The following is a 20,932-nucleotide window of genomic DNA, read 5'->3' on the forward strand; positions in this document are numbered from 1 at the left end:
TTGCAGGACGGCTATATCCGTCCGAACCGCCATAGAAAAGCGCCAAGACAACGCAGGTCACAAAGACTTTGGGCTTGGTGACGAAATAGCCATCCCCCTAGTCAAAAACGACCAGATCACTCCCTTAATCACCCAAGAGTTGTCCCCGAAAAGGCCCAGCGCAGTCTTATTGCTGCCCAAAACCACCAGCATCTTTGTGGACAGTCATAATGGTACAGATGCGTTTCATCGCGGGGCAGAGACAATGGACAGCGCGTATTCCTTTTTCGAGGCAGTGGTCGGCGGCATGTCGGCACGTATCTGGCCGTTGTACCTTCCTGGAATGATCCTCTTGGCGTACTGGGCTTACCGCACGCAGAAGCAAGGTGGCGGGTTCTGGCGTTGGTTGTTCCCCAAGGAAATTTATCTGCACAAATCGCACTGGGTTGATATCCAACTGTTCATCGTCGGTCGCTTGCTCAGCCTGCTGGGGGCTTTCCAGATTGTCGGCATTGCGACCGTTTTTGCGGCGACGATCATTGGCGTGCTGGGCGGCACAATGGCACAGACCGACAGCATGTCACCGGTGCTGGTAACCTTCCTGCTCGTTCTCGCCAGCGACTTTGCCGTGTACTGGGTTCACCGCGTTCATCACGAACAGCGCGTTCTATGGCCGTTCCATTCGGTGCACCACAGCGCCGAGGTGATGACGCCGATCACGGTCTATCGCAAACACCCGATCTACGACCTGATTTCCAGCAGCGTCAAAGGCGCACTTCTGGGGATCGCGCAGGGCGTGTTGCTGTCCTTTTTCGTCAGCGAAATCAGCCTGACGTTGATCCTTGGCGCGAATGCCTTCTACTTCATCTTCAATTCGATCACAGCAAACCTGCGTCACAGCCACGTCTGGATCAGCTTTGGACGTGTGGCCGAGCATATCTTCATCTCGCCCGCGCAACACCAGATCCACCATTCGTCCGAGCTGAAGCACTACAACAAGAACTATGGCGAGGTCTTCGCCATCTGGGACTGGATGTTCGGTACGCTCTACATCCCCGAAGAACAGGAAATCCTGGAGTTTGGCATCGGTGACGAACACGGCCACAAGATTGACCAACCGCACCCCTCCTTGGTTGCGGCCCTGATCGAGCCGCTGAAGGAATCCTACAACGAACTGCGCGGTATTCGTAAAACCGCCGAACAGGTGACACCGGCAGAATGACACGCGGATTTTCCATATACCTTGATGCGCTGCGCTTCGGTGCAGCCTTCATCGTTCTCTTGTCCCACTGGGCCTATCCGCGCTTCACGGACGGCGTTTACCTGTGGATCAGGGAGTTGAACCTTGGATCAGACGCCGTGGTGGTGTTCTTTGTACTGTCCGGTTTGGTCGTGGCTTATGCCGCCGATCAACGGGACAAGACCGCTGGACGCTTTGCGTTCGCACGCATCACGCGCCTATTGTCTGTCGCATTCCCTGCACTGATGCTTTGTTACGGTCTGGATCGGATCGGTGCCACGCTTTGGCCGGATGCATATGCGGGCTGGTGGTACAACCCCATCGGCCTTGGTCAGACGCTTTGGGAAGGGCTTAGCTTTACCAGTCAGTGGGGCAATGACCTGACGCGCATCGGCACGAACGGACCTTACTGGTCGCTGTCGTATGAGGCCGCATTCTATGTTCTGTTCGGAATCGCACTCTGGACCAAAGGCGCAACACGCGTTGTGGCGCTGACGGCAGGTGCGCTTCTGATTGGCCCACGCATTCTGATCCTGATGCCCGCATGGCTGATGGGCGTTGCGGCGTGGCATATGATCAAGTCCGGTACTTTGCCGACACGCAAACAATCCACTGCAGCAATCTGCTTACCGCCCATCGCCTACGGGATCGCGCTAACGCTCCAAGTGCCTGATCAATTGACGGCCCTATCGGCGCAAGTTCTGGGTTTAGAACACACAGGCTCCTTCGGATTTTCCGACGAATTTCTATGGAACGCCGTATTGGGCGTGTTGATCACCGTTCACCTGTTGGGCGTGTCAGCAGTTGCGCGTGACGACGTGCGGAACCTGCCGTTCATCCGCTGGTTGGCCGGCGGTAGCTTTTCGCTTTATCTTGTCCACTATCCGCTGCTGCAGTTCCTGTCCCCCGCGATGGGAGACTTCGGTCGCACAGCGCTTGGATACATGGTCCTGCTACTGACCACGTTTATCGCCTGCTACCTGTTTGCAGAAGTTTTCGAACGCACGCTGAAAATGCAGCGCGCGGGTCTGAAAATGGCCGTCGCTTGGGTCAGACAGCCGCGCGTGGCGTGATCAGACGATCACCTTTTGCGCGGTCTGTTCACCGACGCCGAACACACGTTTGTAGCGTTCGATCTCGTCCTTGGGGCCCATCGCCTTGTTAGGGTTATCCGACAGCTTGACCGTCGGGTTTCCGTTGGCCGCGACCGCTTTACACACCAGAGAAAATGGTGCGAGCCGGTCGTCGGGCGTCAGCCCACGGAAATCGTTGGTCAGCAACGTGCCCCAACCGAACGACGTACGCACGCGCCCGCGGAACTGTTTGCTCAACTCGATGATCTTTTCTTCGTCCAGACCATCCGAGAAAATCACCAGCTTTTGGCGCGGGTCTTCGCCGCGCGACTTCCACCAATTTATGGCGGCCTCGGCACCCTCGGCCGGATCGCCGGAATCGATGCGGATGCCTGTCCAGCCCGCCAACCAATCAGGCGCCTTATCCAGAAACCCTTTGCTGCCGTACGTGTCGGGCAGGATGATCCGCAGGTTGCCGTCGTGCTCTTCATGCCAGTCGGCCAGAACATCATAGGGTGCTTGCGCCAGCGCGGCGTCATCTTCGGCCAGCGCGGAATAGACCATGGGCAATTCGTGTGCGTTGGTGCCGATCGCCTCAAGATCGCGGTTCTTGGCGATCAGGCAGTTGGATGTACCGACAAAACCATCACCCAACCCCTCGGTCATCGCCTGCACACACCAATCCTGCCAAAGGAAGGAATGGCGGCGGCGCGTGCCGAAATCAGCGATGCGCAGGCCATCAACCTGACGCAGACGTTCGACCTTTTCCCAAAGCTTTGTCATTGCGCGGGCGTACAACACCTGAAGCTCGAAACGACCCATTTCGTTCAAAACAGCACGGCCTCGCATTTCCATCAACACCGCCAGCGCCGGAATTTCCCACAGCATGACCTCGGGCCAGTTGCCTTCGAACGTCAGTTCATACTGATCGCCGACACGTTCCAAGTGATACGCAGGTAAACGCAGGTTTTCGAACCAGTCCATGAAATCGGGGCGGAACATCTGGCGCTTTCCGTAAAACGTGTTGCCGCGCATCCACGTGCTTTCGCCGCGCGTCAGGCTAAGCGTGCGAATGTGATCCAGCTGTTCGCGCAACTCGCCTTCGTCGATCAACTTGGCCAATGGCACATGCGACGACCGGTTGATCAGGCTGAAAGTAACCTGCGTGTCAGGTTTGTTGCGAAACACCGACTGGCACATCAGAAGTTTGTAGAAATCCGTGTCGATCAGCGACCGCACAATCGGGTCGATCTTCCACTTATGGTTCCAGACGCGGGTGGCGATATCGACCAACTGACTTCTCCTATAGACCGGCCTGTCCGCTTAGGCGGCGGGGCCATCCTGAATGGATATACCGGCCTTGGCCCAACTATCCAGAGCGGCCTCTAAAGAACCGCCCATATCAATCGCACGACACAGATCACGGCGGACGGTCACATCAAACCCCAGACGCGCCGCATCAAGGGCCGAGAAGTTGACGCAGAAATCTGTGGCAAGGCCAACCAGCGTCAGCGCCGTGATGCCACGGGTGCGCAGGTAACCTTCAAGCCCCGTGGGCGTCGTCTGGTCATTTTCGAAAAAGGCCGAGTAGCTGTCGATCCCTTTGCGAAAGCCTTTTCGGATGATCAGATCGGCGCGGTCTGCGTTCAGATCGGGATGAAACGCGGCCCCGTCTGATCCCTGCACACAGTGATCGGGCCAAACCACCTGCGTGCCATAAGGCATTTCCGTGGTTTCAAACGGCGCTTTGCCTTCATGCTGGGAGGCAAACGACGAATGATCGGCGGGATGCCAGTCTTGGGTCAGGATCACGGCATCGAACTGCGCCATCAGATCATTCACGGATGCGACGATCTGATCGCCTTCTGGCACGGCCAGCGCACCGCCGGGGCAGAAATCATTCTGGATGTCGATGACCAGCAATGCGTGCATATCACTTGCTCCTGTAGCGTTGGGAACAGTCATAAACCGTAGATTTCCCGATTGCCACGGGGTGTTGTGCGGGATAATCCACGCCCTTTCTGAAAAGGGGTGCCGCGATGACCACGCTGGGATTGGACTTTGGAACTTCGAACACCGCAGCAGGTGTGTTTGACGGCAACCGCCCTGTGTCGATCCCGCTGGAACCCGGCAAAGACACGATCCCGACCGCTGTGTTCGTCGATTTCGCAGATCGCCAGTATATCTACGGTTCCGCCGCCGCGACGGCGATGCAAGAAGGTCTGGAAGGTCGCTTCATGCGCGCGTTGAAGTCTATCCTCGGCACGCCCATTGCGCAAGAACCGCGTATGTTCCTGAACGAACGCCTGACACTGATCGAAATCATCGCCCGCTTTCTGGCCGAGGTGAAATCGCGCTCTGAAAAGGCCACAGGCCAAAAGTTTGAAACCGCACTGTCGGGCCGTCCGGTCAAATTCCATTCCCAATCACCCGAAAAGGATGCGCAGGCGGAACTGGATTTGCGGAAGGCCTACGAATTTGCGGGTTTTAAAGACGTATCTTTCCTTCCCGAACCCGAAGCTGCTGCTTTGGCGGTCGAAGGGGACGGCACAATGCTGATCGTCGATATTGGCGGCGGTACGTCTGACTTTACGCTCTGCACGCGCAAGGGCGACCAGACGGACGTGATTACCAGCCGTGGCTTGCGTTTGGGCGGAACCGATTTCGACCGCACGCTCAGCCTTGCCCACGCGATGCCTCTGTTCGGCATGGGCGCGGATATCAACGCCGAAATCGGATCGCGTAAACACCCCGCGCCGCGTGCGTTGTTCCATGATCTGGCAAGCTGGGAAAAGATTGCGTTCGTTTACGACCCCGCCTTGCTGCGCGATGTGCAGAAATGGATCCGTCTGGCGGATCATCCGGTTCTGTTCGAACGGCTGGCGACCATCCTTGACCTGCATCTGGGACACGATGTGGCTTATGCGGTTGAGGCCGGTAAGATTGCCGCGAATGAACGGGGCGAAGCGCAGATTGAATTGGGCGTGGTTGAACGCGGGCTGACCTCAGCGCTGCGCGACCAGATTCTATCGCAGGAATTTGCGGCTTACGCCGATATGATCGGGGAAGAGGCGCTGCTGACAGTGCAGGATGCTGGCCTGACGCCGGACAGAGTGGATCAGGTCGTGTTCGTGGGCGGCAGTAGTTTGCTGTCCGTCGTCAAACAGGGTCTGGCCAGCCGATTTACCGACAGTCGCCTTGTCTACTCCGAGGTCTTCACAGCCGTCGTTCACGGGCTGGCGATTGCGGCGAAATAGCCCGCCCTCTTGCCCAAAAAGGCCGACAGGCGTATCGGAACGGCATGTTTACAGTCGCAGCCCTATACCACTTCACCCGATTCGCCTCGCCTGCCAGCCTGCAAGAGCCGCTGAAGCAGCTTTGCACCGAGCAGAAAATCACGGGCACCCTTTTGCTTGCGAACGAAGGGATCAACGGCACCATCGCAGGCCCCAAAGCGGGCATTGAAGCGGTGCTTGCGCACATCCGCGCGCTGCCGGGTTGCGATGATCTTGAGGTCAAATTCTCGACCGCCAGCGAACGGCCTTTCGCGCGCATGAAAGTGCGTCTGAAGAAAGAGATCGTGACCATGGGCCAGCCCGACGTAGACCCCAAGGCACGCGTCGGCAACTACGTCGATCCGCAGGACTGGAACGAACTGATCCTAAGCCCTGACGTGGCGGTAATTGATACGCGCAATGACTATGAGGTCGCCATCGGCACCTTTGAGGGCGCGGTCGATCCCGAAACGGCAAGCTTCCGCGAATTTCCGGCATGGTGGGAAGCGAACAAAGACCGCTTCCACAACAAGAAAATCGCGATGTTCTGCACCGGCGGTATCCGCTGCGAAAAGTCGACGAACTACCTGCTGGGTCAGGGCGTGCCCGAGGTGTATCACCTGAAAGGCGGCATCCTGAAATACCTTGAGGAAGTGCCGGAAGAAAACAGCACGTGGAACGGCGAATGTTTCGTTTTTGACGGGCGTGTCTCTGTGGGTCACGGCCTGAAAGAAGGCCCGCACGAGCTGTGCCATGCGTGCCGCCGCCCGATCCTGCCCGAAGACAGAAACCGCGCTGAATTCGAAGAAGGCGTGTCCTGTCATCAGTGTATTTCCGAGACCTCGGATGAAGACAAGGAACGCTTCCGCGAACGGCAGAAACAGATCGCTTTGGCAAAGGCCCGTGGCGAACGGCACATGCATGCGGATGTGACCGACGAAAGTTAGGTGGATCCCGCGTCGAAACATGAATTTTCGGCGTGATGCATAATTAAATTTGACATTCGAATTAATACCGCCGACTATCCCCCCAATGGGAGGATAGTAAGGATGCAGGTATGGTCCTGTGCCGCGCGTTTGCGTGGCCACTAGGGGTTCCGCCACCAAAGGCGACACCCTGATAGGCCATCAACCGACATCACCGAACATCCCCAACCAGAGTCTAATTCAGCGGAAAACGCAGGCTTCAGCCTGCGCGCCGCGTCGCAAAGTTAAAGGAACCGCCATGAGCACCGGATTTTTCGAAGGCCTGTCCAAAGTCACCTACAAAGGCGCTGATGGCGACGGTGATCTAAGCTTCCGTCACTACAATCCCGACGAAGTTGTGATGGGCAAACGCATGGAAGATCACCTGCGCTTTGCCGTCGCCTATTGGCACAGCTTTGCATGGGAAGGCGGCGACCCGTTCGGCGGTCAGACCTTTGAACGCCCGTGGCACCCCCAAGACGACATGGGCCGCGCCAAGATGAAGGCCGATGTCGCGTTCGAGATGTTCGAAATCCTCGGCCAGCCCTACTATTGCTGGCACGACGCCGACATCCGCCCCGAACAGGGCAGCTACGCTGAAAACCTGTCGACCCTGAACGAAATCACCGACTACATGGGTGAAAAACAGGAAGCCACAGGCACCAAGCTGCTGTGGGGCACGGCCAACATGTTCAGCCACCGCCGCTGGATGTCTGGCGCATCCACAAACCCCGATCCGGATGTCTTTGCCTATGCGGCAGCCACGGTGAAAGGCTGCATGGACGCGACGCACAAACTGAGCGGGGAAAACTATGTGCTGTGGGGCGGTCGTGAAGGCTATGAAACACTGTTGAACACCGACCTGAATCAGGAATTGGACCACATGGGTCGCTTCCTGAACATGGTGGTCGATTACAAACACAAGATCGGTTTCAAAGGCACCATTCTGGTTGAACCCAAACCGCAGGAACCGTCCAAGCACCAGTATGACTATGACGCGGCAACCTGCATCGGATTCCTGCGCAAATACGGGCTGGAAAACGAGGTAAAGCTGAACCTTGAACAGGGTCACGCCATCCTTGCCGGTCATTCGTTCGAACATGAACTGGCAGTTGCGGGTGCCGAGGGCATGCTGGGATCAATCGACATGAACCGGAACGACTATCAGTCCGGCTGGGACACCGACCAATTCCCGAACAACGTGCCCGAAGTGGCGCTGGCCTATTATCAGGTTCTGAAGGCAGGCGGCTTCACCACAGGCGGCACGAACTTTGACGCCAAACTGCGCCGTCAGTCGCTGGATCCCGTCGATCTGATCGCCGGTCATGTTGGTGGCATGGATGTCTGTGCGCGCGGCCTGAAAGCGGCTGCGGCCATGCTTGAAGACGGCGGTATGGAAGATGCGCTGAAGGATCGCTACGCGGGTTGGGAAACACCTGAGGCACAGGCGATGCTGAACAGCGATCTGGAAACCATTTCGAACCGCGTTCTGTCCGACAACCTGAATCCCGAACCGCGTTCGGGCCGTCAGGAACGTCTGGAAAACTACATCAACAAGTTCGTCTGATGACCAGCGCCGTCTCTGAAATCCGCAGCCACACCCTGTCTGATGGCGATGTGTCCGTAACCATCCTGTCGATGGGCGCGGCCACGCAAGACTGGCGTGTGCCTGACGGCACGGGGCGGCGTGTTCCCGTTGTTCTCGGCTATTCCGACCCTGCCGCTTATGCCACGCAAGGCGGGTTTCTGGGTGTGATCGTCGGGCGGGTTGCCAACCGCATCGCCGGATCAAGCTTTACCTTGGACGGCGTCACACATCATGTGACGCCGAACGAAGGGCCGAACCAGCTGCATGGTGGCCCCAAAGGGTGGTGGGCCAAGAACTGGACACTGGAAGCCGACGGCGATCGGGCTGTGCAGTTGACGCTGTCCTCGCCCGACGGTGACATGGGGTTTCCAGGCTCTGTTCAGGCCCAAATCACCATTTCTTTGGATGGTCATCGCCTGACTTACGACATGTCCGCCACCTGCGAACGGCCGACGCCGATCAATCTGGCGAACCATAACTACTACAACCTGATGGGCAACGGGCCGATCTGGGACCACCAGATGAAAGTGAACGCGGATCGCTTTACGCCTACGGGCGGCGATCTGCTGCCAACCGGTGACATCGCCCCTGTTGAAGGCACGAAATACGACTACAGGCAGATGCGGCGCATTGCCGATGCCGATCCTGCACGCAGTGTCAGCGACATCAACTTTGCCCTGAATGGCGAAAGGGACGAAGCAGTCTCTGTTCTTGCCCAAAACGGCCTTCAGTTGCGCATGTGGACCGATCAGCCGGGGCTGCAGTTTTATACCGGTCAAGGCATCACCGCCGGTGCAAAACCACTAGACGGTCAAACACACGCGCCGTGCCATGGCATCGCACTTGAACCGCAGGGTTTTCCGGACGCGGTCAACCAACCCAATTTTCCATCAGTGATTTGCACGCCAGAAAAACCGTATAAACAAGTCACCACAGCCGAGATCGCGCCGAGGATGAAATGACACGTTGGACCGCTGCCCTGTTCGCATTGGCAACACCGCTTGCCGCTGGCCCTTTGCCATCGGCTGATGCAGTTTTTCCGGAACAGGACCAGCGATTGGTCAAACTTGGCTGGCACCTGTTTTACGACCCGATCCTAAGCGGCAACAAAGAGGTTGCCTGCGCGACCTGCCATCACCCGAAGCATGGCACCAGTGATGGCCTGTCTTTGGGTTTGGGCGATGGCGGACGCGGTTTGGGCCCCGACCGTGTAGCCAGCGTTAAAAACCCGCCTGAACAACGCATTCCCCGCAATGCGCCGGCCCTGTTCAACCTTGGCGCGGAAGAATTCGGCGTGATGTTCCACGACGGGCGACTGGAACGAAACCCTGATCACCCCGACGGCATCCGCACACCGCTTGGCGCTGAAATGGTGCACGGGTTCAGCGGCGTACTGTCCGCGCAATCCATGTTTCCTGTGTTGTCGGGCCACGAGATGGCCGGGCACTATTCGGAAAGCGACGTGTCACAGGCCGTAAGGCAGGGTTTTCTGACCGGTGAAGGCGGGGCATGGCAGATTATTTCGGACCGCGTGGCCGCGATCCCCGCCTACCGCGACGGATTTGCCGAGGTTTTGGGAAAAGACCAACGGATCGGGTTTACCCACATTTCTGACGCGCTGGCCGCGTTTATGGCTTGGGAATGGCGTGCGGATAACAGCCCGTTTGATCAGTACCTGAAAGGCGAAGCTGAGCTGGGTGACGCTGCCATGCGGGGCATGGAATTGTTCTACGGCGATGCCGGTTGCGGCACATGTCATTCGGGCCAGTTCCAGACTGATCACGATTTCCACGCAATCGCCATGCCCCAGATCGGGCCGGGCAAAGCCGCGCCTTACGAACGCCATGCGCGTGATGAAGGCCGGATGCGCGTCACAGGCCGCGTGGACGATGCCTACGCATTCCGCACGCCGTCGCTGCGCAACATCACAGAAACCGGGCCATATGGCCACACAGGGGCCTATTCATCGCTAGAGGCCACTGTGCGCCACCACCTGAACCCTGTCGGATCGTTGATGTCCTACGACAGAACACAGGCCGTTCTGCCGACACTAGAACGCGTAAATGACTGGCGTGTAATGGATGACACAGACGAGGTTCTGGCCATTGCCGAGGCAAACGAATTGCACTCTCTGACGCTGTCCGATGGTCAGGTTGCAGATATTCTGGCCTTTCTGGAGACTTTGACCGACGAGGCATCCATCGCGGGCAAACTGGGCGTTCCGGACAGCGTTCCAAGCGGCCTTGCGGTACCGAACTAGGCTCTATTCCGGCCTAATCCGAAGCAGCTTGCCGTTCCGCACGACTTTGATGTTCTGATTGGTCGCAGCGTAGGCCCAATCGCTGGCGACGCCGTCCGGCCAGATCACGCGAAGCTTCACGCCCTGCGATTTACCCAGGCCGAAATGCTCGGGCACAAGGCTGCCGCCTGCATGGCCGCCACCAACGGTGATTTCCCGCGCGATCACTCGGGTGCCTGTATCAAGCTCGATCCACGCGCCAACCGCGTCGCGGTTGGTGCCAGACTGTTGCAGGTCAACAGTCAGGTAAGCCCCCGTTCCAGCGGTCACGTTTTGCCAAACCTCAACCGGCGCGCGGCGATTTACGACGGCCAGATCCAGCAGACCGTCCATGTTCAGATCAACCAGCGCAGCACCGCGTCCGCGATGCGTCGACGCAATGCCAGCGGTGTCGCCGGCTTCTGTCCAATTGCGCTGGCCTTCAGCGATCAGCAGAGAATTCGGATCCAACATCGCGTTTCCGGGCATCTGTTCGACGTTGCCCTTGGCAATAAAGATGTCGTCCAGCCCGTCGTTTTGGACGTCACCAAACGCCGTGTGCCATCCGGTCGAGGGGCGGCCATCTTCGCCCGTGTAGGGCCGCTGCGCCGTCGTGCCCCAACCATAGGGCGCATCAACCCAAGACGGCGATCCAGCGCGTTCCATCACCTGAAGCCGCTGGTCGCCCATCGACGACAACATGACATCCGGCAACCCATCACCCGTCACATCGCGGCTGGCAATGCCCATGCCCCACAGCTCGTATTCGTGCCAGCCATCCTCTTCGGTCAACAGGCGGGGCGTTTCATCCAGACGCCAAAGCTGTTCTGATCCACCGCGGACATAGTAGTGCCGATCATTGCTGACACGCAGGTCCGCTTGACCACTACGCGACCAATCCGAAAACAACATCGACAGCGCACAAAAGCCTGGCGAAAGTGTCACTGATTCAGCGTAACTTGCGCCTTTGGGCCGATAGAGGGTGTTGTCATCACAGGCCTCGAACGGACCGTTTGGATCGTCACGATCCACGTAGTTTCCAAAGGCCAAAGTCGGCAGTGTCTGGCCGTTTCCCCATGTGGCGGAAAACGCCGTTGTCCAGCGGTCGTCTGATATAAACCCAAGGTCTACAAAGTCGGAAAACGCGCAGTCGGGACCACCCTTCATCAAGCGGTTCTTTCCCGTGCCGATCAGCACAAGGTCGGTGACACCGTCGCTATCCACATCGATGGGATACGCCCCGCTAAGACCGGTCAACGCGATGGATGCGGGCGTATCCAGTTCGAAAGAGATAACTTCGCTGCTTGAGGTGTTCCGGAACAAACCTGCCGGTGCCTCACCCCCTGCTGCGAACAGCTCGGGCAGGCCGTCGCCGCTGCAATCAAAAACGGCAAGACCGCCGCCAACAAAGTGATCCCACCCGCCGACATACTGATGTTCGGGAATAGCGACAGGTTCGAATTTCGGTCCGGCAATGGCGGGCGAGGCGGCCAGCAGAAGAACGTAAAGCTTAGCCTGCATTTTCGCCGATCTCGCGCAGGGACCGTTCGGCAACCTGATCAATTGCATAGGCTGCCGCCCCTTTTGCCCACATCAAATCGCCCCACTTATGGGTGACGATTTCCGGCGGTGGCAAGTCGACGTGAACGACCTGACGGCGCACGTCTTCGAAAACAGACTCTTCGAACAGATGGTCGAACTGCATCCGTTCGCCTGCAAGAATGATCAACTGCGGATCAAACACGTTCACAAGGTTCGCAAGCCCCATGGCAAACATACGGCCCGCGCGGTTCACGATCTTCAGTGCAGCTTCGTCGCCATCTTTGGCCGCCTGTAAAACCGTTGCGACGCGCCTGTCATTTTCTTCGATATGAGGCGCTGAAATCGCCGCCTCACGCTCGATCGCGTAGTCGGCGACATAGGCCTCAAGGCAACCGCGCTGACCGCAGCGGCACATCGCGCCATCCAGCTGCACCTTTGTATGACCGAATTCAGCGCCGCACCCGCGGTCGCCTCGGTACAGCTGACCGTTCAGAACGATGCCCATACCAACACCGGATTCAATGGTCACAACGATGAAATCGGTATGCTCTGTTCCGCGGCCGAAATACTGCTCGGCCACAGCGACAAGGTTGGCATCGTTGTCAATAAAAACAGGGACTTCGATCTTTTCCGAGATGATGTCCTGAAGCGGGATATTGCGTTCGGTCAACGACGGCGACCAATGCACAAATCCGCGCGATGCATCAATAAAACCGGCAAGCCCGATCCCGACCCCGGACAGCCGCGAATAGGGCATCGCGTATTTGTCCAACGCCGCCTTTAGGGCGGTGCGCAATTCCCCTGCCATATCCGCCGAAGACAGCACTGACGCGCTAAGTGGCGTCTCATATTCGCCGATCAATTCGCCTGCAAAATCCATAAGCGCAATCGACAGCGTATCGTGGGCAACTTTGACCCCTGCAACCAGATGCGCCTGACCTCGAATCGCCAGATCGACCCTTGGCCGACCCCGCTTTGTTCCACGGTCGGATGCAGGGGCTGCGATCTCTTCGATCAGACCGTCGCGCAGCATTTCGGCAGTGACGGTTGTAACCGTCGCCTGAGAGATTCCCGTCGCCTGAGCCACGTCGATACGGGCGATTCGTCCGGCTGAACGAATCGCGTCTAATATGGCTTTTCTGCTTAGGCCACGCTGGTCCTGGATCATTTTTTGTCTCTCTCCCGACGAGAAGACGTAATTTATTTTTTCCACTAAATCAATTTTCATGACGCCAGCGGAATCGAGTGATTTTCGCCTGTCGAAAGATTTAATTTGATTTTCAAATTTAAACGCGGCATCATTCAGGAACACGCACCTCAAACCGCAAAAAGGAATCGGGGTGTTGTTACTGTTGGGAGGAAATTATGAAAAAGTTTATCGCCGCTGCAGCGGCTACGTTCACTATGGCGGCATCCACAATGGCGATGGCAGAAAGCCACGGCGTCACTGTTGGTGTGAGCTGGTCGAACTTCCAGGAAGAACGCTGGAAAACCGACGAAGCCGCGATCAAGGCAGCTCTGGAAGCCGCTGGCGCATCCTACATTTCGGCTGACGCGCAGGCATCTGCTGCCAAACAGCTGACAGACATCGAAGCCTTGATCACACAAGGCGCAGACGCGCTGATCATCCTTGCGATGGACAAGGACGCGATCGGCCCGGCAATTGACCAGGCAGACGCAGAAGGCATTCCGGTTGTTGGTTATGACCGTCTGATCGAAGACGACCGCACCTTCTACCTGACCTTCGACAACAAAGGCGTTGGCCGCATCATCGCGGAAACAGTTACAGCGGCTCAGCCCGAAGGTAACTTCGCAATCATCAAAGGCGACAAGGGTGACCCGAACGCGCTGTTCCTGCTGGAAGGCATGATGGAAGTCATCGGTGACGACGTTGAGTCCGGCAAAATCAAGATCGTTGGCGAAGCATTCACCGACGGTTGGAAGCCTGACAACGCTCAGAAAAACATGGAACAGATCCTGACAGCCAACAACAACAACGTTGACGCCGTTCTGGCCGAAAACGACGGTATGGCTGGTGGCGTTATCGCCGCTCTGGAAGCACAGGGCCTGAACGTTCCGGTTGGTGGTCAGGACGGCGACCATGCTGCTCTGAACCGCGTTGCACGCGGCACCCAGACTGTATCCGTCTGGAAAGACTCGCGTCAGCTGGGCGCAGCTGCTGCTGATATTGCCGTTGCTCTGGCAGGCGGCACAGCGATGTCCGACATCGAAGGTGCTGTAAAATGGTCCGGCGGCGAGAAGGGCGTTGAAATGAACGCGATCTTCCTGGCACCGACACCGGTTACAAAAGACAACATCAACGTGGTTATCGATGCTGGCCACATTGCAAAAGACAAGGTCTGCGCAGGCGCCATGGACGGCGTAGCTGGCTGCTGATCTGATTTCGCGACCCGGCGGATGCGTCTGCCGGGTCGCCCCCTAATCCTTCTCCCGAAAATCACTGCTCCCTCCACGTGCCTTGTGCGCGTATGATCAGGGTATGAAAGAGGACGTGATGAGCGATTCCACAACCACACCGACATCCACCGATACGAGGCAACCGGCCAAAAGCGCCGTGTCCCGTTTCCTTCAAGCAACTGAACTGGACACACGCCTGATCGGTATGATCGGTGCATTGGCCCTGATCTGGATCGGATTTCACCTATACGGCCAACTTGTGAATGGCTTCGGTGCCTTCCTGACGCCGCGCAACCTGTGGAACCTGTCGGTTCAGACCGCATCTGTAGGCATCATGGCCTGCGGTATGGTTTTGGTCATCATCACGCGCCACATCGACCTGTCGGTTGGTTCGCTGTTGGGTTTCTGTGCGGTGACAATGGGCGTCACGCAGGTTTGGATTCTTCCCGGCCTTCTTGGCATCGGTCATCCGCTGATCTGGATTATCGCGGTCATCGTTGGCCTGATCACCGGCACGCTGGTTGGCGCATTGCACGGTTGGCTGGTGGCCTACCGCAACATCCCCGCGTTCATCGTGACATTGGGCGGCCTTCTGGTCTGGCGCGGTGCTGCCTTCCTGATCGCCCGCGGTGAAACGATTTCCCCTGTTGATGAGACATTCAAGCTTTTGGGCGGTGGCCCTTTTGGTGCGATTGGCGCGACAGGCAGCTGGATTGTTGGTCTGATTGGCTGTGCCGCTGCAATTGCGATGGTTTTCTTCGGTCGCCGTCAACGCCTGCGCTTTGGCTTTGCCCTGCGCCCTGTCTGGGCCGACGTGTTCATTGCGGGCCTCAGCTGCTCGGCCATTATCGGTGCAGTTCTGCTGGTAAACTCTTACCCATGGCCCAAAGGCATCGTGAAGCGCTATGCCGCTGAAAACAACATCACCATCCCTGAAGGTGGCCTGTTCATCAGCCACGGCTTTGCGATCCCCGTTCTGATCCTGATCGCCGTCGCGATCGTTATGACCATCGTCATGAGCCGCACACGCTTTGGCCGCTATGTCTATGCCATCGGCGGCAACCCCGAAGCCGCCGCTCTGGCAGGTATCAACACCAAGCTGATGACCGTGAAAATCTTTGCCTTGATGGGCTTCTTGGCCGGTCTGTCTGCTGCCGTGGCATCCGCCCGACTGGGGTCGGCCACAAACGCTCTGGGTACGCTGGACGAACTCTATGTCATCGCGGCGGCTGTTATTGGCGGCACGTCACTGGCAGGGGGTGTCGGCACGATCTATGGCGCGGTTCTGGGGGCCTTGGTCATGCAGTCGCTGCAAACCGGCATGGTTCTGATCGGCTTTGACGCTGCTATCCAGCAAATCGTTGTGGGTTCGGTCCTCGTTCTCGCTGTGTACCTTGATAACCTGTACCGCCGCGCGGCCAAGTGAGGAGCCAGACAATGACAAACTCTCAGACACCCTTGGTCGACATGCGCAACATCCGGATCTCGTTCGGCGGGGTTCATGCGGTCGATGACGTCAGCGTTGATCTGTATCCGGGCGAAGTTGTGGGCCTGTTGGGCCACAACGGTGCCGGCAAATCCACGCTGATCAAAATCCTGTCCGGCGCGTACCAGATGGACTCGGGCGAAATTTACGTGGACGGCAAGCAGGCGGTTATCCGTAATCCCCGCGATGCCCGCGCCCACAACATCGAGACGATCTATCAGACCCTTGCGCTGGCGGATAACCTTGATGCGGCGTCCAACCTGTTCTTGGGTCGTGAACTTACCACGCCGCTGGGGATGGTGGATGACGACGCGATGGAGGCCGAGACGCGCAAGATCATGGCGCGCCTGAACCCGAACTTTAAAAAGTTCAAGGATCCGGTATCGGCCCTGTCCGGTGGTCAGCGCCAGTCCGTCGCAATTGCCCGCGCGGTCTATTTCAACGCGCGCATCCTGATCATGGACGAACCGACTGCGGCCCTTGGCCCCCATGAAACACAGATGGTGTCGGAACTGATCCAGCAGCTGAAAGCCGAAGGCATCGGCATCTTCCTGATCAGCCACGACATCCACGACGTCATGGAACTGTGTGATCGTGCGTCGGTCATGAAGAACGGCAAACTTGTCGGCACGGTCGACGTCAAAGACGTCACAGACGACGACCTGCTGAGCATGATCATTCTGGGCAAACGGCCCGGAGAGGACACTCCGGCAGTCTGACAAAAGAAAACGGGCCCAAGCGGGCCCGTTTTTCATTTGGTGTGCAAATCGACGATGTAATCGACTTCGCTTTTTGACCCGAGGATCGTTGCGACCCGTTGATGGGGCTCGCTCGGCAACAAATCCAGGATACGCTCTGTACCCGTGCTGCCCGCGCCGCCAGCGGCCTCGATCACCATGGCCATGGGCGCCACTTCATAAAGCAACCGCAAACGTCCGCCTTTGGCGCGGTTCGCATCATCCAGCGGATACAGAAACACGCCGCCGCGCATCAGGATGCGGTGCACTTCGGCCACCATCGACGCCACCCAACGCATATTAAAATCCTTTCCGCGGGGGCCCTCTTTGCCCTGCAGACATTCATCAACATACTGCTGGATAGGCGCATCCCAGAACCGCTGGCGCGATGCGTTGATCGCAAATTCCGGCGTGTCCTGTTTGATCGTCAGGGACGGGTGCGTGAGGCGGAAGATGCCGCTGCCCTGATGCAGAGTAAAGGACTGCACCCCGTGCCCATGCGCCAGAACCAGCATCGTCGCCGGACCATAAAGCGCATAGCCCGCCACGATCTGGTCGCTGCCCTTTTTCAGAACGTTACGATCGCCGTCTTTGGTCACGCGCATGATCGAAAAGATCGTGCCGACAGACAGGTTGGTATCAAGGTTCGACGACCCGTCCAGCGGATCAAAGAACAGCAAGTAGTCGCCTTCTTCCGGCTCTTTCAGCCAGACGACTTCCTCGATCTCTTCGGACACCAGTGCCGCCAGACGGGGCGAGTTCGCGCAGGTTTCGACAAAGATATCGTTGGCGATGATATCCAGCGGCTTCTGATCTTCGCCCTGAACGTTGGTCGAATCCGTCAGCCCGAGGTTGCCTTTCAGCGGGCCATTCCGGACTTCATAAGCGGTGGACCGGCAGGCGCTGGCGATATCTTCCAGCAGGAAAATCAGATCGGGGTCGTGCCCTTTATCCGTCAAATGTCTGCGGAGTGTGATGTTCGTCATGCGCGCCCTCGTACCGGTTTTACGTGTCGTGACAGGGCAAAAGGCCAAGCCACACCGCTAGAAGTAACTGCGCACCAAACTGCCAGCAAGCAAAGACCACCCATCCGCCACCACGAAGAAGGCCAGCTTGAACGGAAGTGATACAATCGCGGGCGGCACCATCATCATGCCCATCGACATCAAAATCGCCGCGACTACGAGGTCGATGATCAGAAATGGCAGGAAAACCAGAAAGCCTACCTGAAAGGCGCGGGCGATTTCCGAAAGCATAAAACTGGGTACCAGAACAGAATATGCCGCATCATCGCCTACCGTCGCGCCGACGGTGTCTGGCCGGAGATCGGCGATCGCCGCGAACGTGTCAGGGTCGACACGGCCTGCCATGAAGATGCGAAACGGCTGCAAGCCTGCCTCAATCGCCTCGGACGTAGCCAGCGTATTGTTCATAAGTGGCTCTATTCCTGCAGAATAAGCCTCTTGAAAGACGGGCTCCATCACGAAGTACGTCAGGAAAAGCGCCAGACTGACGATCAACATGTTGGGTGGCGATTGTTGCAGGCCGAGCCCCTGTCGCAAGATCGCCAGAACGGTCACGATGAACGGAAAGCACGTCACCATGATCGCCAGCCCGGGCGCCAGACTGAGCAGGGTGATGACCAGAATTAGCTGAAGGCTGGTGGCCGTCAGCGATCCTTCTTCCCCAAGGTTCAGCGATAGTTCCTGAGCGCTGGCGACATGCGGGAGCAACACGATCACCATCGTGAGCCAGACATACCGCAACGCCAAACCGGCTTTGACCATATCAGGTGGCATCCTTGAGTTCGGCGATATCCACCAACCTTACCGAAAGCTGAGCACGGCCATCCTCTTCGCTGACTTCCAGCACGCCCTGCCCGATCAACCGGTCGCCGACGTAGAGATCGACAGGATCATCCACCTGCTTGTCCAACATCAGCACCGATCCGACACCGAACTGGGTCAGATCCCGCACGGTCGGGCGGGCGCGGCCGACCGAAACCGTGATTTCAATCGGTACGCTCGACAAGGATTGCAGTTCGGGGCGGAACATTCCGTTTTGTGTCGTCTTATCCATTCATTACAGCCCGTCGGTTTTCGCGTGAAAAGCTGACGATCGCCGCGCGGATGCCATCAACAATCTCGGAAAGATCGATGTGCTCCTCGACAGCGCCCAGCCGGATATCTGCCTGCCCTTCTTTCAGCGACCCGTCTTCAGCCACCGTCACCGGAAATCCGAAATCATGCGCCACAAGCGGTTCGACCACAGCAAGCTGTGACGGCGACACCGCGATTTCGGCACTCATCGGCGCAATGCGGCGTCCCTGTCGCGTCAAAACATCCGAGACCTGCATACCAAGGCTTTCATGCAGAATGACCGGCAGAAGGGTTTTTGAAATCTGCTCGAACAGGGGTTCAAGCGACCGCAGTACGTGCGTGTAGGCCTCGTGGTAAGTGAAGGACAAATCCTTCAGGTTCTGGGCAAACTCGGCCGAGATCGCATCGATGCTATTGTCTTGCGACTGAAGCGCATCCTCCCACCCTGCCTTATAGCCCTGTTCGTAGGCAGACAGCTCAAAGGCCTGAATGTCCGCGCCCTTCAACTGGCTGGGCATTTGCCCTTTGGCTCCGTTGCCGTCAGCGAATTCCTCAAGAAAATCCACGAGCTTCATCGTCTTTGCTCCTCTGGCTCATCCAGCCACGATCTGAGTATTTCGACCGCTTCTTCGCGCCTTTCATCCACCAAGCCGCGCAAACGCTGCGCGGGGTCAACAGGGGGCGCGACAGTCGCGATAGCGCCGTCGGTCCCGTTGAACGCACGGACTGAATCAATCTCGCCATCCAAAGCGGGCTGCATCGGACGAAGGGGGGATTCAGCAGGTTCAAGCGCAATCCGATCCGGCAATGCGGGTGCCGTGTTTGTCAGAATCGGACGCAAAACAAAGGCACCAACAGCAACGATGATCAGGCCCAGAACACCAATCCGCGCGATCTTCATGATTTCTGGTGAAAACCGTTCAAAGAACCCCGGAACCGCCGCGACAGAACCCAAGCCTTCGGTCTGCTTAAAGGGCATGGAATGCACAGTGATCACGTCACCGCGCGCTTCGTCAAAACCCACGGCGGAAGAGACGAGCTCTCGAAGCGCGGCCTGATCTTCTGCTGGCATTGGAACAAAGGCCTGCTGCCCGTCGGCGTTCTGCTCGAACGTGCCATTGACCAGAACTGCGACGGTCACCCGCCTGACGGCATCCGGCGTTCTGGTGACCTCGCGCGTGGTTTCGGACACCTCATAGTTCACACGCTCGCGCGTTTCGCTTTCCTGATTGGAAGAGCCCGCCCCGCTGCCGCCCGCGCCATCCGGCAGGTTCGAGGCAACTGTAACACCCGCCCCGCCTTCATCCTGACTTTGACCTGTCCGCTCTTCGGTCTCGGAACTGATGACGAACCGACTGTCCGGATCAAAGCGCCGCTCGAACACGGATTCGCTTTCCTGAACTGCATTTACACTGACCTCGACAACAGCATTGCCTGCCCCAACGCGCGCCTCAACCAGACGCAAAACCCTTTCGCGGAGCGATTTGACCATCGTTTCATGCACGTTCGCCGCGCTGGATGTACCGTCGCCGATCAAACCACCTTCTGCATCGACGACCGACACGTCATCGGGAAGCAACCCCTGAACGGCAGAAGCAACCAGATGACGGATTGCGCGGGCTTCCTTTCCCGAGATCGGTCCATTGGTTCCGGTCACCGAAACGGACGCCGACGGCTTTGATTCGCGCTGAAACGGCTTGGACGACCCGACCGCGATGTGTACGCGGGCCTTGGAAATATGTGCCCCAGCGACCAGCGTTCTGGCCAGTTCGCCCTCTTTTGCGCGCCAATACGCGGCGTCGAACATCTGCGATGTCGTGCCAAAACCCGTTAGGGAATCAAGCAGTTCATAGCCACTATCCCCGACGCTGGGCAGGCCTTCGCTGGCCAATGACAGCCTAAGGCTGTCACGTTCCGTCATCGGCACATAGATCGATGTTCCTTCGACTTCATAGATAATGTTCCGGCTTTCCAGCGCCGAAATAACGTCGCCAGCCGAACGTTCATCCAGACCAGAGTACAAAAGCGAAAGCGACGGTGCAGTCGCAACGCGGGTCATGCCCAGTACGGCGACAAACATCGCCACGGTTGCGCCCACCACAACCAAGCGCCGTCCCGCGCTGAGCGATTTCCAGATTGCCAGTAGTTGCTGCAACCCCGTCTCCTTCGCCAAGTCAATTTCTTCGACAAAGGTGAAAATGGTCCACGCGACTTAACAATCGGTTAGCCCATTCCGCCTAATTTGAATTTCA

19 protein-coding genes are annotated in these 20,932 nt (G+C 57.8%); 10 read left to right on the top strand and 9 right to left on the bottom strand.

The annotated features are described in order from the left end of the window. The first annotated feature begins 244 nt into the window (after positions 1-244). Both C4S59_RS11635 and C4S59_RS11640 read left to right on the top strand, forming a co-directional pair. Positions 245-1,201 carry a sterol desaturase family protein gene (locus C4S59_RS11635; protein ID WP_146064532.1) on the top strand — a complete coding sequence of 319 codons (957 nt, stop codon included), beginning with the start codon at positions 245-247 and terminating at the stop codon, positions 1,199-1,201. Further along, a complete protein-coding gene (locus C4S59_RS11640; protein ID WP_103910671.1) occupies positions 1,198-2,292 on the top strand; it encodes an acyltransferase family protein in 1,095 nt (364 codons plus the stop codon). Before C4S59_RS11635 ends, C4S59_RS11640 begins: the two co-directional genes overlap by 4 nt. Here C4S59_RS11640 and pncB read toward each other — a convergent pair whose 3' ends face one another. Further along, entirely contained in the window at positions 2,293-3,585 is a 1,293-nt protein-coding gene (gene pncB / locus C4S59_RS11645; RefSeq protein ID WP_103910672.1) for a nicotinate phosphoribosyltransferase, read from the bottom strand. It abuts the gene before it with no gap. A gap of 30 nt (positions 3,586-3,615) precedes the next feature. Further along, complete coding sequence (pncA, locus tag C4S59_RS11650; protein WP_103910673.1) at positions 3,616-4,224, bottom strand: bifunctional nicotinamidase/pyrazinamidase; 609 nt, start codon at positions 4,222-4,224, stop codon at positions 3,616-3,618. Positions 4,225-4,331: 107 nt separating this feature from the next. Here pncA and C4S59_RS11655 point away from each other — a divergent pair, with 107 nt between their 5' ends. From C4S59_RS11655 to C4S59_RS11675, 5 genes are all read left to right on the top strand, one after another. After that, on the top strand, positions 4,332-5,549 hold the full coding sequence (locus C4S59_RS11655) for an Hsp70 family protein (RefSeq protein WP_103910674.1): 1,218 nt from the start codon (positions 4,332-4,334) through the stop codon (positions 5,547-5,549). A 44-nt stretch (positions 5,550-5,593) separates the two neighbouring features. Then, a complete protein-coding gene (gene trhO / locus C4S59_RS11660) occupies positions 5,594-6,514 on the top strand; it encodes an oxygen-dependent tRNA uridine(34) hydroxylase TrhO (protein ID WP_103910675.1) in 921 nt (306 codons plus the stop codon). A gap of 277 nt (positions 6,515-6,791) precedes the next feature. Next, positions 6,792-8,099, top strand: coding sequence for a xylose isomerase (xylA, locus tag C4S59_RS11665; protein WP_103910676.1), 1,308 nt, complete (start codon positions 6,792-6,794; stop codon positions 8,097-8,099). After that, positions 8,099-9,082 (top strand): aldose epimerase family protein, encoded by a 984-nt coding sequence (locus C4S59_RS11670; RefSeq protein ID WP_103910677.1) that lies wholly within the window; start codon positions 8,099-8,101, stop codon positions 9,080-9,082. Before xylA ends, C4S59_RS11670 begins: the two co-directional genes overlap by 1 nt. After that, positions 9,079-10,380: a cytochrome-c peroxidase gene (locus tag C4S59_RS11675; RefSeq protein WP_103910678.1), complete on the top strand. Its 1,302-nt coding sequence runs from the start codon at positions 9,079-9,081 to the stop codon at positions 10,378-10,380. The genes C4S59_RS11670 and C4S59_RS11675 overlap by 4 nt, the downstream gene beginning before the upstream one ends. Before the next feature lie 3 nt (positions 10,381-10,383). Here the strand turns inward: C4S59_RS11675 and C4S59_RS11680 are convergent, their stop codons facing one another. Together C4S59_RS11680 and C4S59_RS11685 are read right to left on the bottom strand one after the other, a co-directional pair. After that, on the bottom strand, positions 10,384-11,919 hold the full coding sequence (locus C4S59_RS11680) for a CRTAC1 family protein (RefSeq protein WP_103910679.1): 1,536 nt from the start codon (positions 11,917-11,919) through the stop codon (positions 10,384-10,386). Next, on the bottom strand, positions 11,909-13,108 hold the full coding sequence (locus C4S59_RS11685; RefSeq protein WP_103910680.1) for an ROK family transcriptional regulator: 1,200 nt from the start codon (positions 13,106-13,108) through the stop codon (positions 11,909-11,911). The genes C4S59_RS11680 and C4S59_RS11685 overlap by 11 nt, the downstream gene beginning before the upstream one ends. Before the next feature lie 197 nt (positions 13,109-13,305). On the opposite strand from C4S59_RS11685, the gene C4S59_RS11690 reads away from it, so the two are divergent. From C4S59_RS11690 to C4S59_RS11700, 3 genes are all read left to right on the top strand, one after another. Then, positions 13,306-14,337 (top strand): substrate-binding domain-containing protein, encoded by a 1,032-nt coding sequence (locus C4S59_RS11690; RefSeq protein ID WP_103910681.1) that lies wholly within the window; start codon positions 13,306-13,308, stop codon positions 14,335-14,337. A 118-nt stretch (positions 14,338-14,455) separates the two neighbouring features. After that, positions 14,456-15,784 (top strand): sugar ABC transporter permease, encoded by a 1,329-nt coding sequence (locus tag C4S59_RS11695; RefSeq protein ID WP_103910682.1) that lies wholly within the window; start codon positions 14,456-14,458, stop codon positions 15,782-15,784. Positions 15,785-15,795: 11 nt separating this feature from the next. Further along, a complete protein-coding gene (locus tag C4S59_RS11700) occupies positions 15,796-16,563 on the top strand; it encodes an ATP-binding cassette domain-containing protein (RefSeq protein WP_103910683.1) in 768 nt (255 codons plus the stop codon). A 32-nt stretch (positions 16,564-16,595) separates the two neighbouring features. Here C4S59_RS11700 and C4S59_RS11705 read toward each other — a convergent pair whose 3' ends face one another. The 5 genes from C4S59_RS11705 to fliF are packed head-to-tail and all read right to left on the bottom strand — an operon-like array spanning position 16,596 to position 20,835. Beyond that, on the bottom strand, positions 16,596-17,567 hold the full coding sequence (locus C4S59_RS11705; RefSeq protein WP_103910684.1) for a class 1 fructose-bisphosphatase: 972 nt from the start codon (positions 17,565-17,567) through the stop codon (positions 16,596-16,598). Between the two features lie 57 nt (positions 17,568-17,624). Further along, on the bottom strand, positions 17,625-18,326 hold the full coding sequence (fliP, locus tag C4S59_RS11710; protein ID WP_234994761.1) for a flagellar type III secretion system pore protein FliP: 702 nt from the start codon (positions 18,324-18,326) through the stop codon (positions 17,625-17,627). Positions 18,327-18,369: 43 nt separating this feature from the next. After that, positions 18,370-18,660 carry a FliM/FliN family flagellar motor switch protein gene (locus tag C4S59_RS11715; RefSeq protein WP_103910686.1) on the bottom strand — a complete coding sequence of 97 codons (291 nt, stop codon included), beginning with the start codon at positions 18,658-18,660 and terminating at the stop codon, positions 18,370-18,372. After that, positions 18,653-19,255: an ABC transporter ATP-binding protein gene (locus C4S59_RS11720; protein WP_103910687.1), complete on the bottom strand. Its 603-nt coding sequence runs from the start codon at positions 19,253-19,255 to the stop codon at positions 18,653-18,655. Before C4S59_RS11720 ends, C4S59_RS11715 begins: the two co-directional genes overlap by 8 nt. After that, entirely contained in the window at positions 19,252-20,835 is a 1,584-nt protein-coding gene (gene fliF, locus C4S59_RS11725; protein WP_103910688.1) for a flagellar basal-body MS-ring/collar protein FliF, read from the bottom strand. The genes C4S59_RS11720 and fliF overlap by 4 nt, the downstream gene beginning before the upstream one ends. Positions 20,836-20,932: the final 97 nt, after the last annotated feature.

This window comes from Thalassococcus halodurans (assembly GCF_900108225.1).
GTDB classification, from domain to species: Bacteria; Pseudomonadota; Alphaproteobacteria; order Rhodobacterales; family Rhodobacteraceae; genus Thalassococcus; species Thalassococcus halodurans.